We start from the raw sequence: 14,591 nt of genomic DNA on the forward strand, positions 1-14,591 counted from the left end.
TTTCTACTACCCGCAAGCATATCTTTTAAACCCGGAATAGTAACCTTTTTAATGATTGGCACAATACTAAAGCTGGAGAGAAATTTTAATGGTCACTACGATTGTCGTAGGCGGATTCTTCGGCGACGAAGGCAAAGGTAAAATCGTCGCCCACATCGCTTACACCGATCACCCCTCCATTATCGCCCGCGGCGGAGTCGGGCCGAACGCCGGCCACACGGTCATCAAGGATGGAGTGAAGCACGGGGTCAGAATGATCCCCTCCGGTTTTATATATGATAACGCAAGGCTCCTCATCGGCGCAGGCGTCCTGGTGGACCCGGTCGTGCTGGAGAGGGAAGTCGCGCTGCTGAACGCCGGCAACAGGCTGGGCGTCGATTACAGGTGCTCGATCATAGAAGCGAAGCACATCGAGGAGGACAAGGGCACCGAGCGGCTGGCCAAGAAGATCGGCACCACCGGAACGGGCTGCGGCCCCGCCAACAAGGAGCGCGTCATGCGCAGCGCCCTGCAGGCGAAAGATGTTCCGGCGCTCAAGAGCTACCTCACCGACGTGGCTAAGGAGTGCAACGACGCCATCGACAGAGGCGAGAGTATCATCATCGAAGGCTCCCAGGGCTTCGGCATATCATTATACTACGGTACTTACCCGTTCGTCACTTCCAAGGATACCTCGGCTTCGCAACTCGCGGCAGACGTGGGCGTCGGCCCCACGAAGATCGACGAAGTGGTAGTAGTTTTCAAAGCGTTCCCGACCAGAGTCGGCGAAGGGCCGTTCCCCACCGAGATGACCAGGGAAGACGCCCAGAAGAGGGGCATCGCAGAGTTCGGCACCGTCACGGGCAGGGCCCGCCGCATCGGCTACTGGGACCCCGAGATGGCGCGCTACTCGGCCATGATCAACGGCGCCACCCAGGCGGCGATCACCGGCCTCGACAGAATTGACCCTGCCTGCAAAGGCGTCACCGACTGGGACAGGCTGCCTGACAAGGTCAAGGACTTCATCCGCCAGGCAGAGAAAGACGTCGGTGTTCCCTTCACCCTGCTCTCCACCGGGCCGAGCCTGGACGAGATCATCGACCTCAGGAAGAGGTAAGACAGTGAAGAAAGACCTGATGAACATCCTGTGCTGCCCCGTCTGCAAGGGCGATCTGGAGCTGCAGGTTACCAGAGAGGAAGGCGCCGAAGTGATCGAGGGGACACTCTATTGCAAGCAGTGCAACGAGAGCTACCCGATCCAGGACGGCATACCCAACCTCCTTCCTCCTGAGCTACGCTGAGGCATAAGTATGGGCCGCAGGGGAGAAGACTACGCATCCTACGAGGGAGACGACGACAGCGGCGGTGCTGCCTCGTTCGGCGAAGCCCCCTCTGCAGGCTACGAGATACCGCCGGAAGTGCTGGCCAGAGCGGACAGCAGTCCCCGACGCAGGCACAGCCGGGGCGGCATGGGAGCTGCTACAAGATCTGGCCACAACAGTGGTAGCGGCAGTCGCGGGCACAGCCGCGGGCGATCCAGGGGCTTCAAGTTTAACGCTTCTTCGTTGAGAGAGGCGGCAGGCTCGATGCTGACAGTGGCAGTGGCAGGGGTCATAGTCTGCGCCATAATATTATACTTCACTTTTATGCAGGCTATAATCCCCCAGTTCTATGGCGCCCTTGGCGCCTCAATGGTTGTTATGTTTTTGATCTGTTTTGTAGCAGCCCGTTTGTTAGGCTCGGAGTAAAAAGGCAGCAATGGCCCGCAGGGCCCCATGCTTATAGATCCCTATGCACTCTGGCCACGAAGTGGCCTGGCGACAGGTTTATCAGTAACTATATCACTAAGACGACACTATAATTTCAGGATATACTGGTGATAGTGATGAAGTATGTGGTCGTAACAGGCGGTGTCATGAGTGGTCTGGGAAAAGGTATTACTGCAGCCTCTACGGGCAGAATCCTCAAGAACAAGGGCTACAACGTGACGGCGATCAAGATCGACCCGTACATCAACATCGACGCGGGCACCATGAGCCCCTTCCAGCACGGCGAAGTCTACGTCCTGAAGGACGGCGGGGAAGCGGACCTGGACCTCGGGAATTACGAGCGTTTCATCGACATCAACCTCACCTCGGACCATAACATCACCACGGGCAAGATTTACAAGGCTGTCATTGAGAAGGAGCGCAGGGGAGACTACCTCGGGAAGACAGTCCAGATCATCCCCCACATCACCAACGAGATCAAGGAGAGAATTCGCAGGATCGCCCGGGACAGCGGCGCCGAGATCTGCCTCATCGAGGTGGGCGGCACGGTGGGCGACATCGAGAGCATGCCCTTCCTGGAGGCCATCAGGCAGATGCTCGCCGAGGAGAAGGAAGACGACATCAGCCTGATCCACGTCACTCTGGTGCCTATAGACAGCATGGGCGACCAGAAGACCAAGCCCACCCAGCACTCCGTGAAGGAATTAAGAGAATTGGGCCTCAAGCCGGACATTATCGTAGGCCGGTGCAAGAAGCCCCTCGACAAGTCTACCAAGGGCAAGATTTCGCTGTTCTGCGACGTGCCGGAAGCGGCCGTCATCAGCGCCCACGACGCGGCGGATATTTATCAGGTGCCTCTGCAGATGGAGCAGGAGGGCCTGTCGGACTACCTGATGAAGCGGATGAACCTCGCCATCAGGGAGAACAACCAGTCCTGGGCCCAGATGGTCCACAAGCTGGAATCGGCGGACAGGATCGTCAACGTGGCCATCGTCAGCAAGTACGGCATGGAAGACGTCTACTTAAGTGTCAAGGAGGCGCTGAAGCACGCCGGCACTGCCATGGGCTGCAAAGTTAATATCAGGTGGATCGAGTCGGAGGACGTGGAGCAGGCAACGGACGTCACGCCGTTCTTCAAGGACGTCGACGGCATTTTAGTGCCGGGCGGCTTCGGCATCCGGGGCGTGGAAGGCAACATCAAGGCCATCCAGTACGCCAGGGAAAAGAACGTGCCCTACCTGGGATTGTGCTTCGGTTTCCAGCTGGCCGTCATCGAGTTCGCCAGGCACGTGGCCGGCTTCCCCGACGCGACGAGCAGCGAGCTTTCGGCATCCGGCACCCACGTGATCGACATCCTGCCTGAGCAGAAGGACATCAAGAAGATGGGCGGCACCATGAGGCTCGGCGAACTGTCGGCGTGGGTCAAGGAAAACACCCTCGCCCACAAGCTCTACGGCACTACGAAAATCTGCGAGCGCCACAGGCACAGGTACGAGGTCAACCCGGACATGATCGACGTCATCGAGCAGCACGGTTTAGTGTTCTCCGCCAAGAACGACAACCGCATGGAAATCGCCGAGCTGCCCGGCCACAAGTTCTTCCTCGGCACCCAGTTCCACCCGGAGTTCCGCTCCAGGCCGGAGAGGCCCTCCCCGCCGTTTTTGGGATTCGTGGAGGCGATGCTCCACAAATAGTTTTGAGGGGGCTCCCGGGGCAGCGGCTGGGAAGGCGGTCTCCTTCATCCTGGGTGGGCGAGAAAGAGTCTGCACTACAGGCGATCGCTGGTAAGTATCCCGTCGCTACACTTATATCGGATATTCCCCTATCACTATAGCTGTTAGATTATCGTAGCCCGGCGAAGGCTCTGTTGGCCGTTGCCACTGTGCCGGACAGATGGTAAGCCTGGCTAGCCCTGGTTTTTCACCCGGCAGCCGGGTTGCTACTGACACTGACAGTAAGGATTTAAAGTGGCAGTGTATAAATAAAAAGTTATAAGGATGTTAAAGGATGCCTGACGCGGATACACAGCGTAAGCTCATAGAGATCTTAAGAATACTCAGCGAAGCTACCGAGGAGATGGGCGCGAGAAAGATCGCCGAGGAGATGAACCGGAGAGGCTACAATCTCGGCGAGCGTGCGGTCCGGTACCACTTGCGGATGCTGGATGAGCGGGGCTTCACCAAAAAGCACGGCTACCTCGGCCGGGTCCTCACCGCTACCGGCGAGGATGAGCTGAAACAGGCACTGGTCACCGACCGCATCGGGTTCATATCGACGAGGATCAAGGAGATCGAGCTGATGACCACCTATGATCCGGCCACAAATACAGGCGAGGTGGCGGTCAACATCTGCTACATTCCCAAGGACCGGTTCGAAGATGCGCTTGGCGCGATCAAGCGCGTGGTCAACGCCGGGTACGCCATCAGCCCGAGGATCAAGATCGTCGATGAAGGTGAGGAGATCCTGGAGAACGACGTGCCTCTGGGTAGCGTCGCCTTTGCCAGCGTCTGCAGCATCACGCTTGACGGGGTGCTCCTCAAGAACGGCATACCAGTCAACCTGAAATACGGCGGCATCCTGTGGATACAAAACGGCGAAGTCCAGCGCTTCACTGACGTTATCGACTACAGCGGCACCTCGATCAACCCGATGAGCGTCTTCACTTCCAGGAAGATGACGTCGGTCAACAAAGCCATCGAAACAGGCACGGGAGGAGTGCTCGCCAACGTGAGGGAAATACCCGTCGCTGCCAGGGAGAAAGCGCAAGAGCTGATATACCAGATGAAAGCCGCTGAGTTCCTGGGCGTGGTGTCCGGGTGCGAGCCGGTCAGGCCTCTGCTCGGGGTACCCATCGAGCTGGGCAAGTGCGGCATCGTAGAGTACTCGGGCATCAACCCGTTCGCAGCGTTCGTGGAGCTTGGCATCAAGACCAGGATCATGCCGCTCGCCACGGTCATAAACATCAGGGAACTGAAGAAGATGGAGTAGGAGTTAGCATGGTTAAGAACACTATAGAGACGTCAAAAGGCCTGTCAGGCATGCTGAGGATGTTCAAGGCTACGATGACGGAAAAGCTCGGGCTGCAGCCCACCCACCGCATAGCGTTTGTGGGCTGCTCTGGAACATGTGTTCCCTTCATCGAATTATTCGCGTACACGATCCGGGAAACCATGCCCGGCATGATCCTCATCCCCGACGGCATCATTGACGATGCCAGGGGTATCTGGTACGTCAGCGGCCTCGGCATGCAGATCGGCGGCAACGTCGACCCCCACGGGGCCGACTTCGTCGTGGTCCTCGGCGGCATATCCATGCCCTCGTGCTCCCTGGGCATCGAAGGCACCAACAAGGTGATCAAAGAAGTCCTCAAGCCCGGCGGCAAAGTCATCGGCGTCTGCTTCATGGACATGTTCGCCAAAGCGGGATGGGAAGGAAAAGTGCCCTTCGACCTCGTCATAAACGCCAACATTGACACAGTTACACTCGACAAGGTCGAGTAAGATTACCCAGTGCTTAATCTTGGAGCACTCACTTTTTTAACGCAGGGTGCATGGCGATCTGTTCACCACAGAGACGCACAGAGAACAAGTAACCACAGAGGCACAGAGAACCACAGAGACGCACAGAGATTTTTTATTGAAGAATGATCTTCTAACCAGTTATCAAGTAAGTCTCTGTGCACCTCTGTGCCTCTGTGGTAAACCAGCCACTCTGTGTGTCTCGGTAGTGAACCATGGCTGTGCCATCGTGGCAATCAGAATTTCATCTTCCGGAGCAGCGAAGCGGCGATAGTGAATAATATCGCCCCTGCGGTGATGCCCGTGAGGGCCGGGCCTTCCCAGCCGTGGGTAGCTGGCAGTTCGGGGGTGGGTGAGGGCTCCGGGGCAGGGACTACGATGCTGCCGGTGAGGGTCATGTCTCTGCCGGGGGATTCGAGGTAGACCTTTATGGGGAAGGTGCCGTAGGTGCCATTGGGCACCATTGTCCTGATGGTGAACTCCTGGGCTTTGCCGGGCGAGATCTTGACTCTGCCGCCGGGCACTCCGTCTATGTAGTAAGGCCAGTTATCGGCGATCAGGGCGCTGGCCTGTATGTTGACGGGAAAGGTCCAGCTATTGTAGATCCTGACGGGAATGTCGAAGGCAGTGCCGGTCGATACGTTGAACTCAGGGTAGCCTTCAGGAGAACGGTTGTGGCTTTTGATGATCGCGTCGTAGAGCGGGTCAGCTTCTACCCGGAGCTTCAGCGTTAAAGTATTAGACTGGATCCCGTCTCCGCACAGAGTCACATTAACAGTATAGTTGCCGGGAGGAGTCTCGGCGGGCACGTATACATAGAAGTGTGTCTGGGTGATCTTGCCGTCCGGGATGAAGAGCTCAGTGCCGTTGCCGGTCGTGGCGCTCCAGTTGGGAGGGATGTCATCTACCCTGATGTTCATGAGCTTGTCCTGGGCGTACTTATTCTCGACATACAGGATGAAATCGGCGGTGTTCCCGGGCTTGATATATTTTTCAGGGGAAGTCGCGTAGAAGTCCATGGACTCGAAGGGGAGGTCCTTGACCACGACGATCACGGGGATCTCGGCGAAGTAGGCGCCTCCGTTGACCACTACTTTTATAGTATGCGCCCCCTGTTGCTTGCCCGTGTATTTCATGCGGAAGATCATTTCGTTGGAGTCGCCTGTCCGCACCATCATCGCTTCGCCCAGAGGGAACCATGCCTGCCATTCAGGGGGCGTGACCGCCGTAAAGGTGACCATTTGATCGATGATCTGAAAGTTTTCTACTACAATGGTGCAGTCGAATTCCCGGCCGGGGCTGGTTTCGAGCACGGGGTACAGCGCGTAGGGCACGAATCCGTTGAAGGGTATAGGTGTCAGACCGATGTCGTGCGTCTGAGTGCTCCGGAATGTCTGTTCCCTGATCAGCGTCTGGAAGCCGGGAGCCGCTGCTGCGACGGTATAGTCGCCTGCAGGTATGGCTACTGAGTAGAAGCCTACGGCGTTGGACGTCGCCGTAGCGAAGACGATGTTGTTGCGGATGAAGTAGATCTGCGCATTAGGCACGGGGATGAGCACTCCGGGACGGTCACGGATGTCCGGCGCTTCGCTCACGTAGCCCTCGATCAAGACCACAGGCACTATTTCTATATCGGGTACTTCAGGCGGTTCCACCTCTTCCTCGTCAGGAATCTCAACCTCTGTCTCGGTTTCAGTCCCGGCCTTCGTATCATTGATCGCCTGGGCATGGGCAGGACAGGCTGAGGCGATCAGGAGAGCTATTGCTGCTGCCACAATAGCGAGCTTGATAGTAACTCTGAAGGACGGCACTTTCCGTTTAAAGACAGAGCCTGCAGGCGGTATCACACACAGACTTCGGCATGCATTAATAAATATATTTCCGATAGAATAAATGTAAAAAGGGCTGACGCTATCTTAATAGATAAATTTATATGCATCACGTGCAGTTTAGTCGATTATGGAACTGCCAACCCCGGAAAGCATCAAGAAGCGGCGGATCAAGCTCGGCCTCACCCAGGCCTCCCTCGCGGAGAAGGCCAACGTCAGCCAGCCGCTGATCGCCCGCATCGAGTCGGGAGATGTGGACCCCCGACTATCTACACTCCGAAGTATCCTGACTGCCCTGGACGAGATGGAGCGGTGCAAGGTGACGGCCAAAGACCTGATGACCTCACCGGTGATCGCAGTGACGTCATCCGACACAGTGGACAACGCCGTCAAGCTCATGGAGAAGCACGGGTTCTCGCAACTCCCGGTGATCGACGGCGGCGTGCCCGTCGGCAGCATCTCGGAAAATTCTGTCGTACAGGCCATGGGCACCGAAGACTTCGCCAGAGTCAGCGCATCCCAGGTCAGGGCTCTCATGGAAGAGTCCTTCCCGGCAGTATCCCCCGGCACAGACATGGGCACAGTCTCCCACCTGCTCGAGACCTACCACGCGGTGCTCGTCATGGAGCTGGGGAAGGCCGTAGGGGTCATCACCAAGTACGACGTTATGCGGCTGCTTAATAAGTGAAGCAGTTTACGGCCCTTATTATCTTGATAAGGGCTCGTGACTGCAAGACGAACGCTGCGCTGTGCGTTTCTGATTGATCTGAGGACATGAGACAGCAAGACGAACGCTGCGCTGTGCCAGACCCTCACAGATGCCACAGATTGAAACAGAATCCACGGATTTCGACCGATTGCACAGATGACGCTTGATTCCACAGATAAACAAAAATATTCTGATCGAGTGCTCTTGTGATTGCTATCGGTGTTCGAATAGTATTGTATATTCCTTCTGTGATATCGTGTAGTAATCTGTGGATTCAGCAGAGAAATCTGTGGAATCAACCGAAATCCGTGGAATCTGTGTGGATTGGCACAGCGCAGCGTTCGACAACGTTCACCCACATAGAGACAACTGTTTACCTTATCCTTGTAATAATGGCCGGTAAAGTGCAGCGTTAGCCTTATGACTCAAGCGTTCTGGTGAAATACTTTCGGCCTGCTCTCCGGGCCATCTTATATACCAGCCTGCCCATCTGCGCATCATGTATAACCATACAGATCACCGGGAGTGCAACCGTACAGGCTGCCCCTACAGGGCGCCGGCTTATAGTGCCACCGGCAAAAAGAGCGGCTTCTGCAGTATTGTCCGCTCGATGGCCGCATATTGTTGCCCTGATGCAGGTGGCCAGATACATAAATAAATCAGCTTTTGGGCATTTTACTTTTATATATAACGCCATTTTGCTTTTTATGACTATAATTGCCTCGAAAAGAATAAATAGGTCAGAATCGGCGAGAAAAGAAAATTTTATTAGGTATTGGGTGCTTACTTAAGCTATACGATAAAGAGGTAGTTTATATGACCGAGATTTCCAAGGCACCAATTTCCAGGCTGTTAAGCGAGGCGGGCGGCGAAAGGATCTCTGCAGAGGCCGTCGACGAGATGGTAAAATATACCGAGGACTACGTCCTGAAGATCGGCCGCGAGGCGAGCAAGCTGTGCGCGCACGCAGGCAGGAAGACTATCAAGGCCGAAGACATTAAGCTGGCTGTAGAGCGGCTTAACCTTTAATCTATTTTATCCGATACCCTTCAGGGGCTATCACCCTTTTCTGAGCCTTCTCCAAAGCCCACGGCCTGAACGCCAGTTATTTATCGGCTTGCTTATCGGTTAAGCTTTTAAATATAGACATACAAAATGCCATCATTTAACGTGGTCATTATGAGAGAAGTACTGGAGCTACTGGAGAAGGACGCAAGACTTTCTCCCAAAGATATCGCTGCGCAGACGGGCTTAGACGAGAACGAAGTAGCCAACTTCATCAAGGCCATGGAAGCCAGAGGTATTATCAAGCGGTACAAGACCGTCATCGACTGGGAAAAGTTCGGGGACGACTCTGTGTACGCCATCATCGAAGTCTCGGTTTCGCTGGAGCGGGGCGTAGGCTATGAGACGATCGCCGAGCGTATCTCCAGGTTCCCGGAAGTGGTCACCTGCATGCTGGTTTCCGGCGACCACGACCTCCACTTAGTGATCAAGGGCAGGACGATGAAAGAAGTAGCCTTCTTCGTCGCCGAGAAGATAGCGCCGCTGAACCAGGTCCAGCACACAGCCACGCATTTCATGCTGCGGGCTTATAAGACCGAGGGCGAGATCATGTTCGACAAAGAAGAAGATACCAGGCTGGTCGTCCACCCATGAAGATCTCCAACAAGGTCAGAAACCTGCCCCCCTCGGGCATCCGGAAATTTTTCGACATCGCTTCAGGGATACCAGACGCCATCTCACTGGGTGTGGGCGAGCCCGACTTCGTGACGCCCTGGAGGGTGAGGGAAGCGTCCATCTACGGGCTGGAGCGGGGCTACACCACGTACACGTCCAACTGGGGCCTTTTAGAGTTAAGGGAACAAATCTCTAAATACATCTATGACGGAGCCGGCGTCGACTACAGCCCAAAGAATGAGGTGCTGGTCACCACTGGAGTGAGCGAGGGCATCGACCTCGCCGTCAGGGCGATCACCGACCCCGGGGACGAGATCCTCGTCGTCGAGCCCAGCTATGTATCCTACAAGCCGTGCGTCATCATGGCCGGGGGCAAGCCGGTCGTCGTGAACACCACGGTCGACAACGACTTCAGGGTCACCAGAGAAGACTTAGAGGCGAAGATCACCGATCGCACCACCGCCATCATCATGAGCTACCCGAACAACCCCACGGGCGCAATCATGCCGAAGAAGTACCTCGAAGAGGTCGCTGACGTGGCCATCGAGCACGATCTCATGGTACTGTCGGACGAGGTCTACGAGAAGATGACCTACGAGGGCACCCACACGTCCATCGCCTCGCTCGAAGGGATGCGGGACAACACCATCCTCTTAAACGGCTTCAGCAAGGCCTTCGCCATGACCGGGTGGAGGCTGGGCTTCGCATGCGGCAACCCCGACGTCATCGAAGCCATGATGAAGGTGCACCAGTACACCATGCTCTGCGCACCGATCAATGCACAGATGGCGGCCATCGAGGCGCTCAAGAGCGGCCAGGACGACATGCAGGAAATGATCAAGGAGTACGACCGCCGCAGGCGCGTCATCGTGAAAGGGTTTAATGACATGGGCCTCGACTGCTTCGAGCCGAAAGGCGCTTTCTACGCATTCCCCTCGATCAAGAAGACGGGCCTTACCGACACCGAATTCTCAGAGCGGCTTGTCTTCGAGAAGCACGTCATCGCCGTCCCCGGCAGCGTGTTCGGAGAGACTGGAGTTGGCCACCTGAGATGCTCCTACGCTACAAATATGGAGCAGATCAAGGAGGCGCTGGACAGAATAGCAGAGTTCTTACAAGAGCTGGAAAGAGAGCAGGCACCCAAGATTAAAACGAGGACCTGAGCTCTTTCTTTTTACAATTTTTAAGCTATATATCCTTGAATAATATCTGACTCAGCAGTACGAACGCTGCGCTGTGCCAAACCATTCTGATCGAGTACTCTTATGATTGCTATCGGTGTTCGAATAATATAGAGTATTCCCTCTGTGATATCGTGTAGTAATCTGTGGATTCAGCAGAGAAATCTGTGGAATCAATCGGAATCTGTGGCATCTGTGAGGATTAGCACAGCGCAGCGTTCGTCGCCCTTCTATGGCTCATAAGCATTAGCTCAATAAATGTCTATGACGAACGCAAATTCGGCTTAGTGTTACTTTAGCGGGCTGTCCCCATACTTGACCGGTATGGTCTCCCAGTAGTTCTGGGCAAGGTAACCATCAACCCAGCTCTGGACCTGATCTTCAGTCCAGCCGTTGACCGAGCCGAGATATGCACCCTGTACTGCGAGCGCCCTGGCCTCGGATTCCCGGGCGGTGTACGAGTGATCTAAGAAGTAGACGTTGTCGTCGTAGGTGTGCTGGGCCTCGTGGATGAGGACTCCGGCCAGCCAGTATTTAGATGCTCTGGCATCATCAGAATCGATGTAGCAGATGCCGTGGTTGTCGATCCGGGTGTAGGTACCCGTAGGTCTGATCTCCGATATCCAGTAGGCGACACGACCGTAGTCGTCAGGGTACTCTTCGCGTAGATAATCCATGGCATCGGCAATGCTGGCCTTGAACTGGCTGTTGCCGTACATAGTCGGGCCCGGGGAGCCGAAGCTGCCGGCGGGCAGGGCTTCGTAGGCGACGGCGGTGGCCGAAGCAGGGAGCAGCGACGTGAAGATTAGCGCCAGTAGGGCCAGGCAAATGGCGGCCCTTACGATCCTGAAGCTTGCCATGGTAGTAATTACAAATTTGTAATTACCTATTGATAATATTTTCTATGTAAGTGGTAAATTATCTGTAAGCTGTATTGCGACGCCCATGCCGGGAAACAGAGAGCTTTTATAAGGGCTTGCGTCTCCGCCGTCCTGTTCTGCGCACCCAAACCTTTTTATCCTTGACCATGTTTAGCAATAGCAATAGCGAGGTTATAGTGTTGAATCCCGACGTGAAGACGATAGTAGACGCCGTCGAAGGGAGCCAGGACCTGTTCAGGCATTCCCTGCCGATGATCGCCAGCGAGAACGTGACCAGCCCGATGGTGCGGAAGGTACTTTCCTCCGACCTGGGCCACAGGTATGCCGAAGGCCAGGTAGGGCACCGCTTTTACCAGGGGTGCGGCTTTGTGGACGTCATCGAGGGCAAAGCCATCGAGCTCGCGAAGGAGATCTTCAGGGCTCCGCATGTCAACGTCCAGCCGGTTTCAGGAGTCAACTGCAACATCGCCGCTTTCTTCGCCCTGGCGGACCCGGGCGACAAGCTCATGGCGCTCGCGGTGCCGAGCGGCGGTCACATCAGCCACGCGAAGTTTTCGGCGGCCGGTATTAGAGGCCTTAAAATTTATACCCATCCCTATGATAACCAGATCATGAACATCGACGTCGACCGGATGATCAAGCAGATCAGGGAGATCAGGCCCAGGGTAGTCATGTTCGGCGCCAGCCTGTTCCTGTTCCCGCACCCGGTGAAAGAGGCGAGAGAAGTCTGCGATGAAGTGGGAGCGAGCATCGTCTACGACGGCGCCCACGTCCTCGGCCTTATCGCCGGCGGGCAGTTCCAGGATCCGCTCAGGGAAGGGGCAGACGTCGTGACTGGCAGCACTCACAAGACCTTCCCCGGGCCGCAGGGCGGCATTATCCTGTGTAAGGAAAAGTTCGCAAAAGACATCGATGAGGCAGTTTTCCCCGGCACCGTGAGCAACGCTCACCTGCACCACAAGGCAGGCCTCGCTATTACCCTGGCCGAGATGAAGGCGTTCGGCAAGCAGTACGCGGCCCAGATAGTGAAGAATTCGCAGGCGCTGGGAGCGGCGATGGATGACCTCGGCTTCAACGTGCTGTGCAAGGATCTCGGCTACACTAAGTCCCACCAGATTGCGGTGGACGTCTCGAAGATCGGCGGCGGCTCCGTGCTTGCGTCGAAGCTGGAGAGGGCGAATATCATCACTAACAAGAACCTGTTCCCGTGGGACGATGTGAACACGACGGACAACCCGTCCGGTCTGCGCCTGGGCACCCAGGAGTTAACCCGCCTGGGCATGAACGAGCCGGAGATGAAAGAAGTGGCAAAGTTCATCAAGCGCGTCGCCATTGACAAAGAGGAACCCGAAAAGGTTAAAAAGGATGTCGTACACTTTAAGTCACAATATCAGGCAGTCAAATACTGCTTTGATGGCGATGGTGCCTATGAGTTTTCACTCAGGTGACTCGAAGGAGGCAGACTGTTCTCGAAAAAAACTGATCATCTTTGATATGGACTCGACAGTCATAGACTGCGAGGGCATTATCGAACTCGCCCGCGCCAGAGGCGTGGGTGATTACGTGGCAGATGTCACCCGGCGCGCCATGAACGGCGAGCTGGACTTCGAACAGGCACTCATCGAACGGGTCAAGCTCCTCAGGGGCCTCACTGAAAGCGATGCCATCCGCATCGCCGAAAGCGTTCCTCTGATGCCCGGTGCCAGTAAACTGATGAGCGAGCTGAGGGCGAGCGGATATCGCATCGGCCTCGTCTCGGGAGGGTTTACGATTATAGCGGAGCGCGTGGGCTCCATGCTCGGCATGGACTACGTGTACGCGAATGAGCTTATGATCCAGGACGGCGTGGTCACCGGAGAAGTCCGGGGGCCGCTGACGAAGCAAAACTCGAAGAAGGAGGTTCTCGAAGAGATTTGCAAACTGGAAAACATTAGCCCGAAAGACTGCATAGCGGTGGGCGACGGGTCGAACGACCTGTGCTGGGTTGGCGTAGTCGGCAAATTTGTGGCCTTCAATGCCAAACCGGTGGTTCGCCAGGCTGCTGACGTAGTCGTAGAGGGCAAAAATATGGAATCCTTGATTCCTATGATAAAAGAGGAGGAAGACGACTAACATGCTTAAAGAACTGCAAGAAAAAAAATCAAAGTTCCTTAAAGAGGCTGAGGAGTTAAAAAACAACAGGAACGAGTGGAACTCCAAGGCCAGCGCATTCGCCAAGAGGAGGGATGAACTCAACAAGAAGACGAAGGAACTGATCGAGAAAGCCCAGGAATACCGCGTCAAGAGAGACGAGTATAATGAACAGGTAAGCTCGAACAAAGAGCTGCGCAACGATCTGAATGACAAGGCCAACGAAGTCTACAGCAAGGTAGATGGCATCCGCAAGAAGGACAGCACCACCAGCGGCAGATCGCTGAACGAACTCAGGAAAGAAATCGACCACATGGAGTTCAAGCAGCAGACTGAAGTGCTGAGCCCCGAGAAAGAGCGCGCACTCGTAGACAAGATCTCCGAGATGAAGGAAGAGTTCAGGAAGAAGAAGGAACAGCTCGAGCAGAACCAGGAGCTTAAGACTTTCCTGACAGAAGCGCAGAGCTACAGGGACCAGGCATCGGAATACCACAAAAAGGTCAAGGAATACGCCGACCTGGCACAGGAGTACCACGACAAGATGATCGAGTGCTTCCGCGAAGCAGACAAGACCAGGGCAGATGCAGACGCACAGCACAAGGAATTCGTCAAGGCGCAGGAAACTGCAGACGAGTACCACAAGCAGTTCCTGAAGCTGCAGAAGGAAGTCCGCGACTTCGACAAGGTCATTGTGGGTCTCAAGAAGAAGACCAAGGCCGAGAAGGACACCAAGGACAAGGTCGAGTACAAGAAGCAGGCAGAGGATGTTTACGCCCAGTTCAAGGCCGGCGAGAAACTCAACACCGAAGATCTGCTCCTGTTACAGCGCTCCGGATTACTGTAAATAGAGATCATAGGGTTCCTCGTCGAGGAACCTGCCCAATTCTTTATACTCATTTTAAAGTAGCTGCAGCT

General features: G+C 55.4%; 15 protein-coding genes. 13 read left to right on the top strand and 2 right to left on the bottom strand.

The features are described 5' to 3' along the window. Positions 1–88 precede the first annotated feature (88 nt). From RCI_RS06480 to RCI_RS06505, 6 genes are all read left to right on the top strand, one after another. Entirely contained in the window at positions 89–1,096 is a 1,008-nt protein-coding gene (locus tag RCI_RS06480; RefSeq protein ID WP_012035606.1) for an adenylosuccinate synthetase, read from the top strand. A gap of 4 nt (positions 1,097–1,100) precedes the next feature. Further along, entirely contained in the window at positions 1,101–1,280 is a 180-nt protein-coding gene (locus RCI_RS06485; RefSeq protein ID WP_012035607.1) for a methytransferase partner Trm112, read from the top strand. A 9-nt stretch (positions 1,281–1,289) separates the two neighbouring features. Then, on the top strand, positions 1,290–1,727 hold the full coding sequence (locus RCI_RS06490) for a hypothetical protein (RefSeq protein ID WP_012035608.1): 438 nt from the start codon (positions 1,290–1,292) through the stop codon (positions 1,725–1,727). A gap of 137 nt (positions 1,728–1,864) precedes the next feature. Then, positions 1,865–3,442 carry a glutamine hydrolyzing CTP synthase gene (pyrG, locus tag RCI_RS06495; RefSeq protein WP_012035609.1) on the top strand — a complete coding sequence of 526 codons (1,578 nt, stop codon included), beginning with the start codon at positions 1,865–1,867 and terminating at the stop codon, positions 3,440–3,442. 313 nt (positions 3,443–3,755) lie between these two features. Beyond that, positions 3,756–4,736 (top strand): DUF128 domain-containing protein, encoded by a 981-nt coding sequence (locus RCI_RS06500; protein WP_012035610.1) that lies wholly within the window; start codon positions 3,756–3,758, stop codon positions 4,734–4,736. 8 nt (positions 4,737–4,744) lie between these two features. After that, complete coding sequence (locus tag RCI_RS06505; RefSeq protein WP_012035611.1) at positions 4,745–5,248, top strand: DUF2124 domain-containing protein; 504 nt, start codon at positions 4,745–4,747, stop codon at positions 5,246–5,248. Positions 5,249–5,502: 254 nt separating this feature from the next. Here RCI_RS06505 and RCI_RS06510 read toward each other — a convergent pair whose 3' ends face one another. Continuing rightward, on the bottom strand, positions 5,503–7,113 hold the full coding sequence (locus RCI_RS06510) for an NEW3 domain-containing protein (protein WP_158308877.1): 1,611 nt from the start codon (positions 7,111–7,113) through the stop codon (positions 5,503–5,505). Positions 7,114–7,225: 112 nt separating this feature from the next. Between RCI_RS06510 and RCI_RS06515 the strand changes: the two genes are divergently transcribed. From RCI_RS06515 to RCI_RS06530, 4 genes are all read left to right on the top strand, one after another. After that, positions 7,226–7,783: a CBS domain-containing protein gene (locus RCI_RS06515; protein ID WP_012035613.1), complete on the top strand. Its 558-nt coding sequence runs from the start codon at positions 7,226–7,228 to the stop codon at positions 7,781–7,783. Between the two features lie 837 nt (positions 7,784–8,620). Next, positions 8,621–8,833 (top strand): histone family protein, encoded by a 213-nt coding sequence (locus tag RCI_RS06520; protein WP_012035615.1) that lies wholly within the window; start codon positions 8,621–8,623, stop codon positions 8,831–8,833. A gap of 150 nt (positions 8,834–8,983) precedes the next feature. After that, a complete protein-coding gene (locus RCI_RS06525) occupies positions 8,984–9,463 on the top strand; it encodes an Lrp/AsnC family transcriptional regulator (RefSeq protein WP_231844980.1) in 480 nt (159 codons plus the stop codon). Continuing rightward, entirely contained in the window at positions 9,460–10,647 is a 1,188-nt protein-coding gene (locus tag RCI_RS06530; protein ID WP_012035617.1) for an aminotransferase class I/II-fold pyridoxal phosphate-dependent enzyme, read from the top strand. Before RCI_RS06525 ends, RCI_RS06530 begins: the two co-directional genes overlap by 4 nt. Before the next feature lie 308 nt (positions 10,648–10,955). On the opposite strand, the gene RCI_RS06535 is transcribed toward RCI_RS06530, so the two are convergent. Next, a complete protein-coding gene (locus tag RCI_RS06535; RefSeq protein WP_012035618.1) occupies positions 10,956–11,525 on the bottom strand; it encodes a hypothetical protein in 570 nt (189 codons plus the stop codon). Positions 11,526–11,722: 197 nt separating this feature from the next. On the opposite strand from RCI_RS06535, the gene glyA reads away from it, so the two are divergent. Genes glyA through RCI_RS06550 form a run of 3 tightly spaced genes read left to right on the top strand, consistent with a single transcriptional unit; the run spans position 11,723 to position 14,520 of the window. After that, complete coding sequence (glyA, locus tag RCI_RS06540; RefSeq protein ID WP_012035619.1) at positions 11,723–12,994, top strand: serine hydroxymethyltransferase; 1,272 nt, start codon at positions 11,723–11,725, stop codon at positions 12,992–12,994. Then, on the top strand, positions 12,975–13,658 hold the full coding sequence (gene serB, locus RCI_RS06545; RefSeq protein WP_012035620.1) for a phosphoserine phosphatase SerB: 684 nt from the start codon (positions 12,975–12,977) through the stop codon (positions 13,656–13,658). Before glyA ends, serB begins: the two co-directional genes overlap by 20 nt. Position 13,659: 1 nt before the next feature. Then, a complete protein-coding gene (locus tag RCI_RS06550; protein WP_012035621.1) occupies positions 13,660–14,520 on the top strand; it encodes a coiled-coil protein in 861 nt (286 codons plus the stop codon). The last annotated feature ends 71 nt before the right edge of the window (positions 14,521–14,591 follow it).

Source organism: Methanocella arvoryzae MRE50, from assembly GCF_000063445.1.
Classification (GTDB): Archaea; Halobacteriota; Methanocellia; order Methanocellales; family Methanocellaceae; genus Methanocella_A; species Methanocella_A arvoryzae.

Excerpts from the sequence above, each read along its gene's own strand:
- RCI_RS06520 (WP_012035615.1), top strand. The coding sequence starts at position 8,621 with ATGACCGAGATTTCCAAGGCACCAATTTCCAGGCTGTTAAGCGAGGCG.
- RCI_RS06525 (WP_231844980.1), top strand. The coding sequence starts at position 8,984 with ATGAGAGAAGTACTGGAGCTACTGGAGAAGGACGCAAGACTTTCTCCC.
- RCI_RS06500 (WP_012035610.1), top strand. The coding sequence starts at position 3,756 with ATGCCTGACGCGGATACACAGCGTAAGCTCATAGAGATCTTAAGAATA.
- RCI_RS06530 (WP_012035617.1), top strand. The coding sequence starts at position 9,460 with ATGAAGATCTCCAACAAGGTCAGAAACCTGCCCCCCTCGGGCATCCGG.
- serB (WP_012035620.1), top strand. The coding sequence starts at position 12,975 with ATGAGTTTTCACTCAGGTGACTCGAAGGAGGCAGACTGTTCTCGAAAA.
- RCI_RS06515 (WP_012035613.1), top strand. The coding sequence starts at position 7,226 with ATGGAACTGCCAACCCCGGAAAGCATCAAGAAGCGGCGGATCAAGCTC.
- pyrG (WP_012035609.1), top strand. The coding sequence starts at position 1,865 with ATGAAGTATGTGGTCGTAACAGGCGGTGTCATGAGTGGTCTGGGAAAA.
- RCI_RS06490 (WP_012035608.1), top strand. The coding sequence starts at position 1,290 with ATGGGCCGCAGGGGAGAAGACTACGCATCCTACGAGGGAGACGACGAC.
- RCI_RS06480 (WP_012035606.1), top strand. The coding sequence starts at position 89 with ATGGTCACTACGATTGTCGTAGGCGGATTCTTCGGCGACGAAGGCAAA.
- RCI_RS06550 (WP_012035621.1), top strand. The coding sequence starts at position 13,660 with ATGCTTAAAGAACTGCAAGAAAAAAAATCAAAGTTCCTTAAAGAGGCT.
- RCI_RS06535 (WP_012035618.1), bottom strand. The coding sequence starts at position 11,525 with ATGGCAAGCTTCAGGATCGTAAGGGCCGCCATTTGCCTGGCCCTACTG.
- RCI_RS06505 (WP_012035611.1), top strand. The coding sequence starts at position 4,745 with ATGGTTAAGAACACTATAGAGACGTCAAAAGGCCTGTCAGGCATGCTG.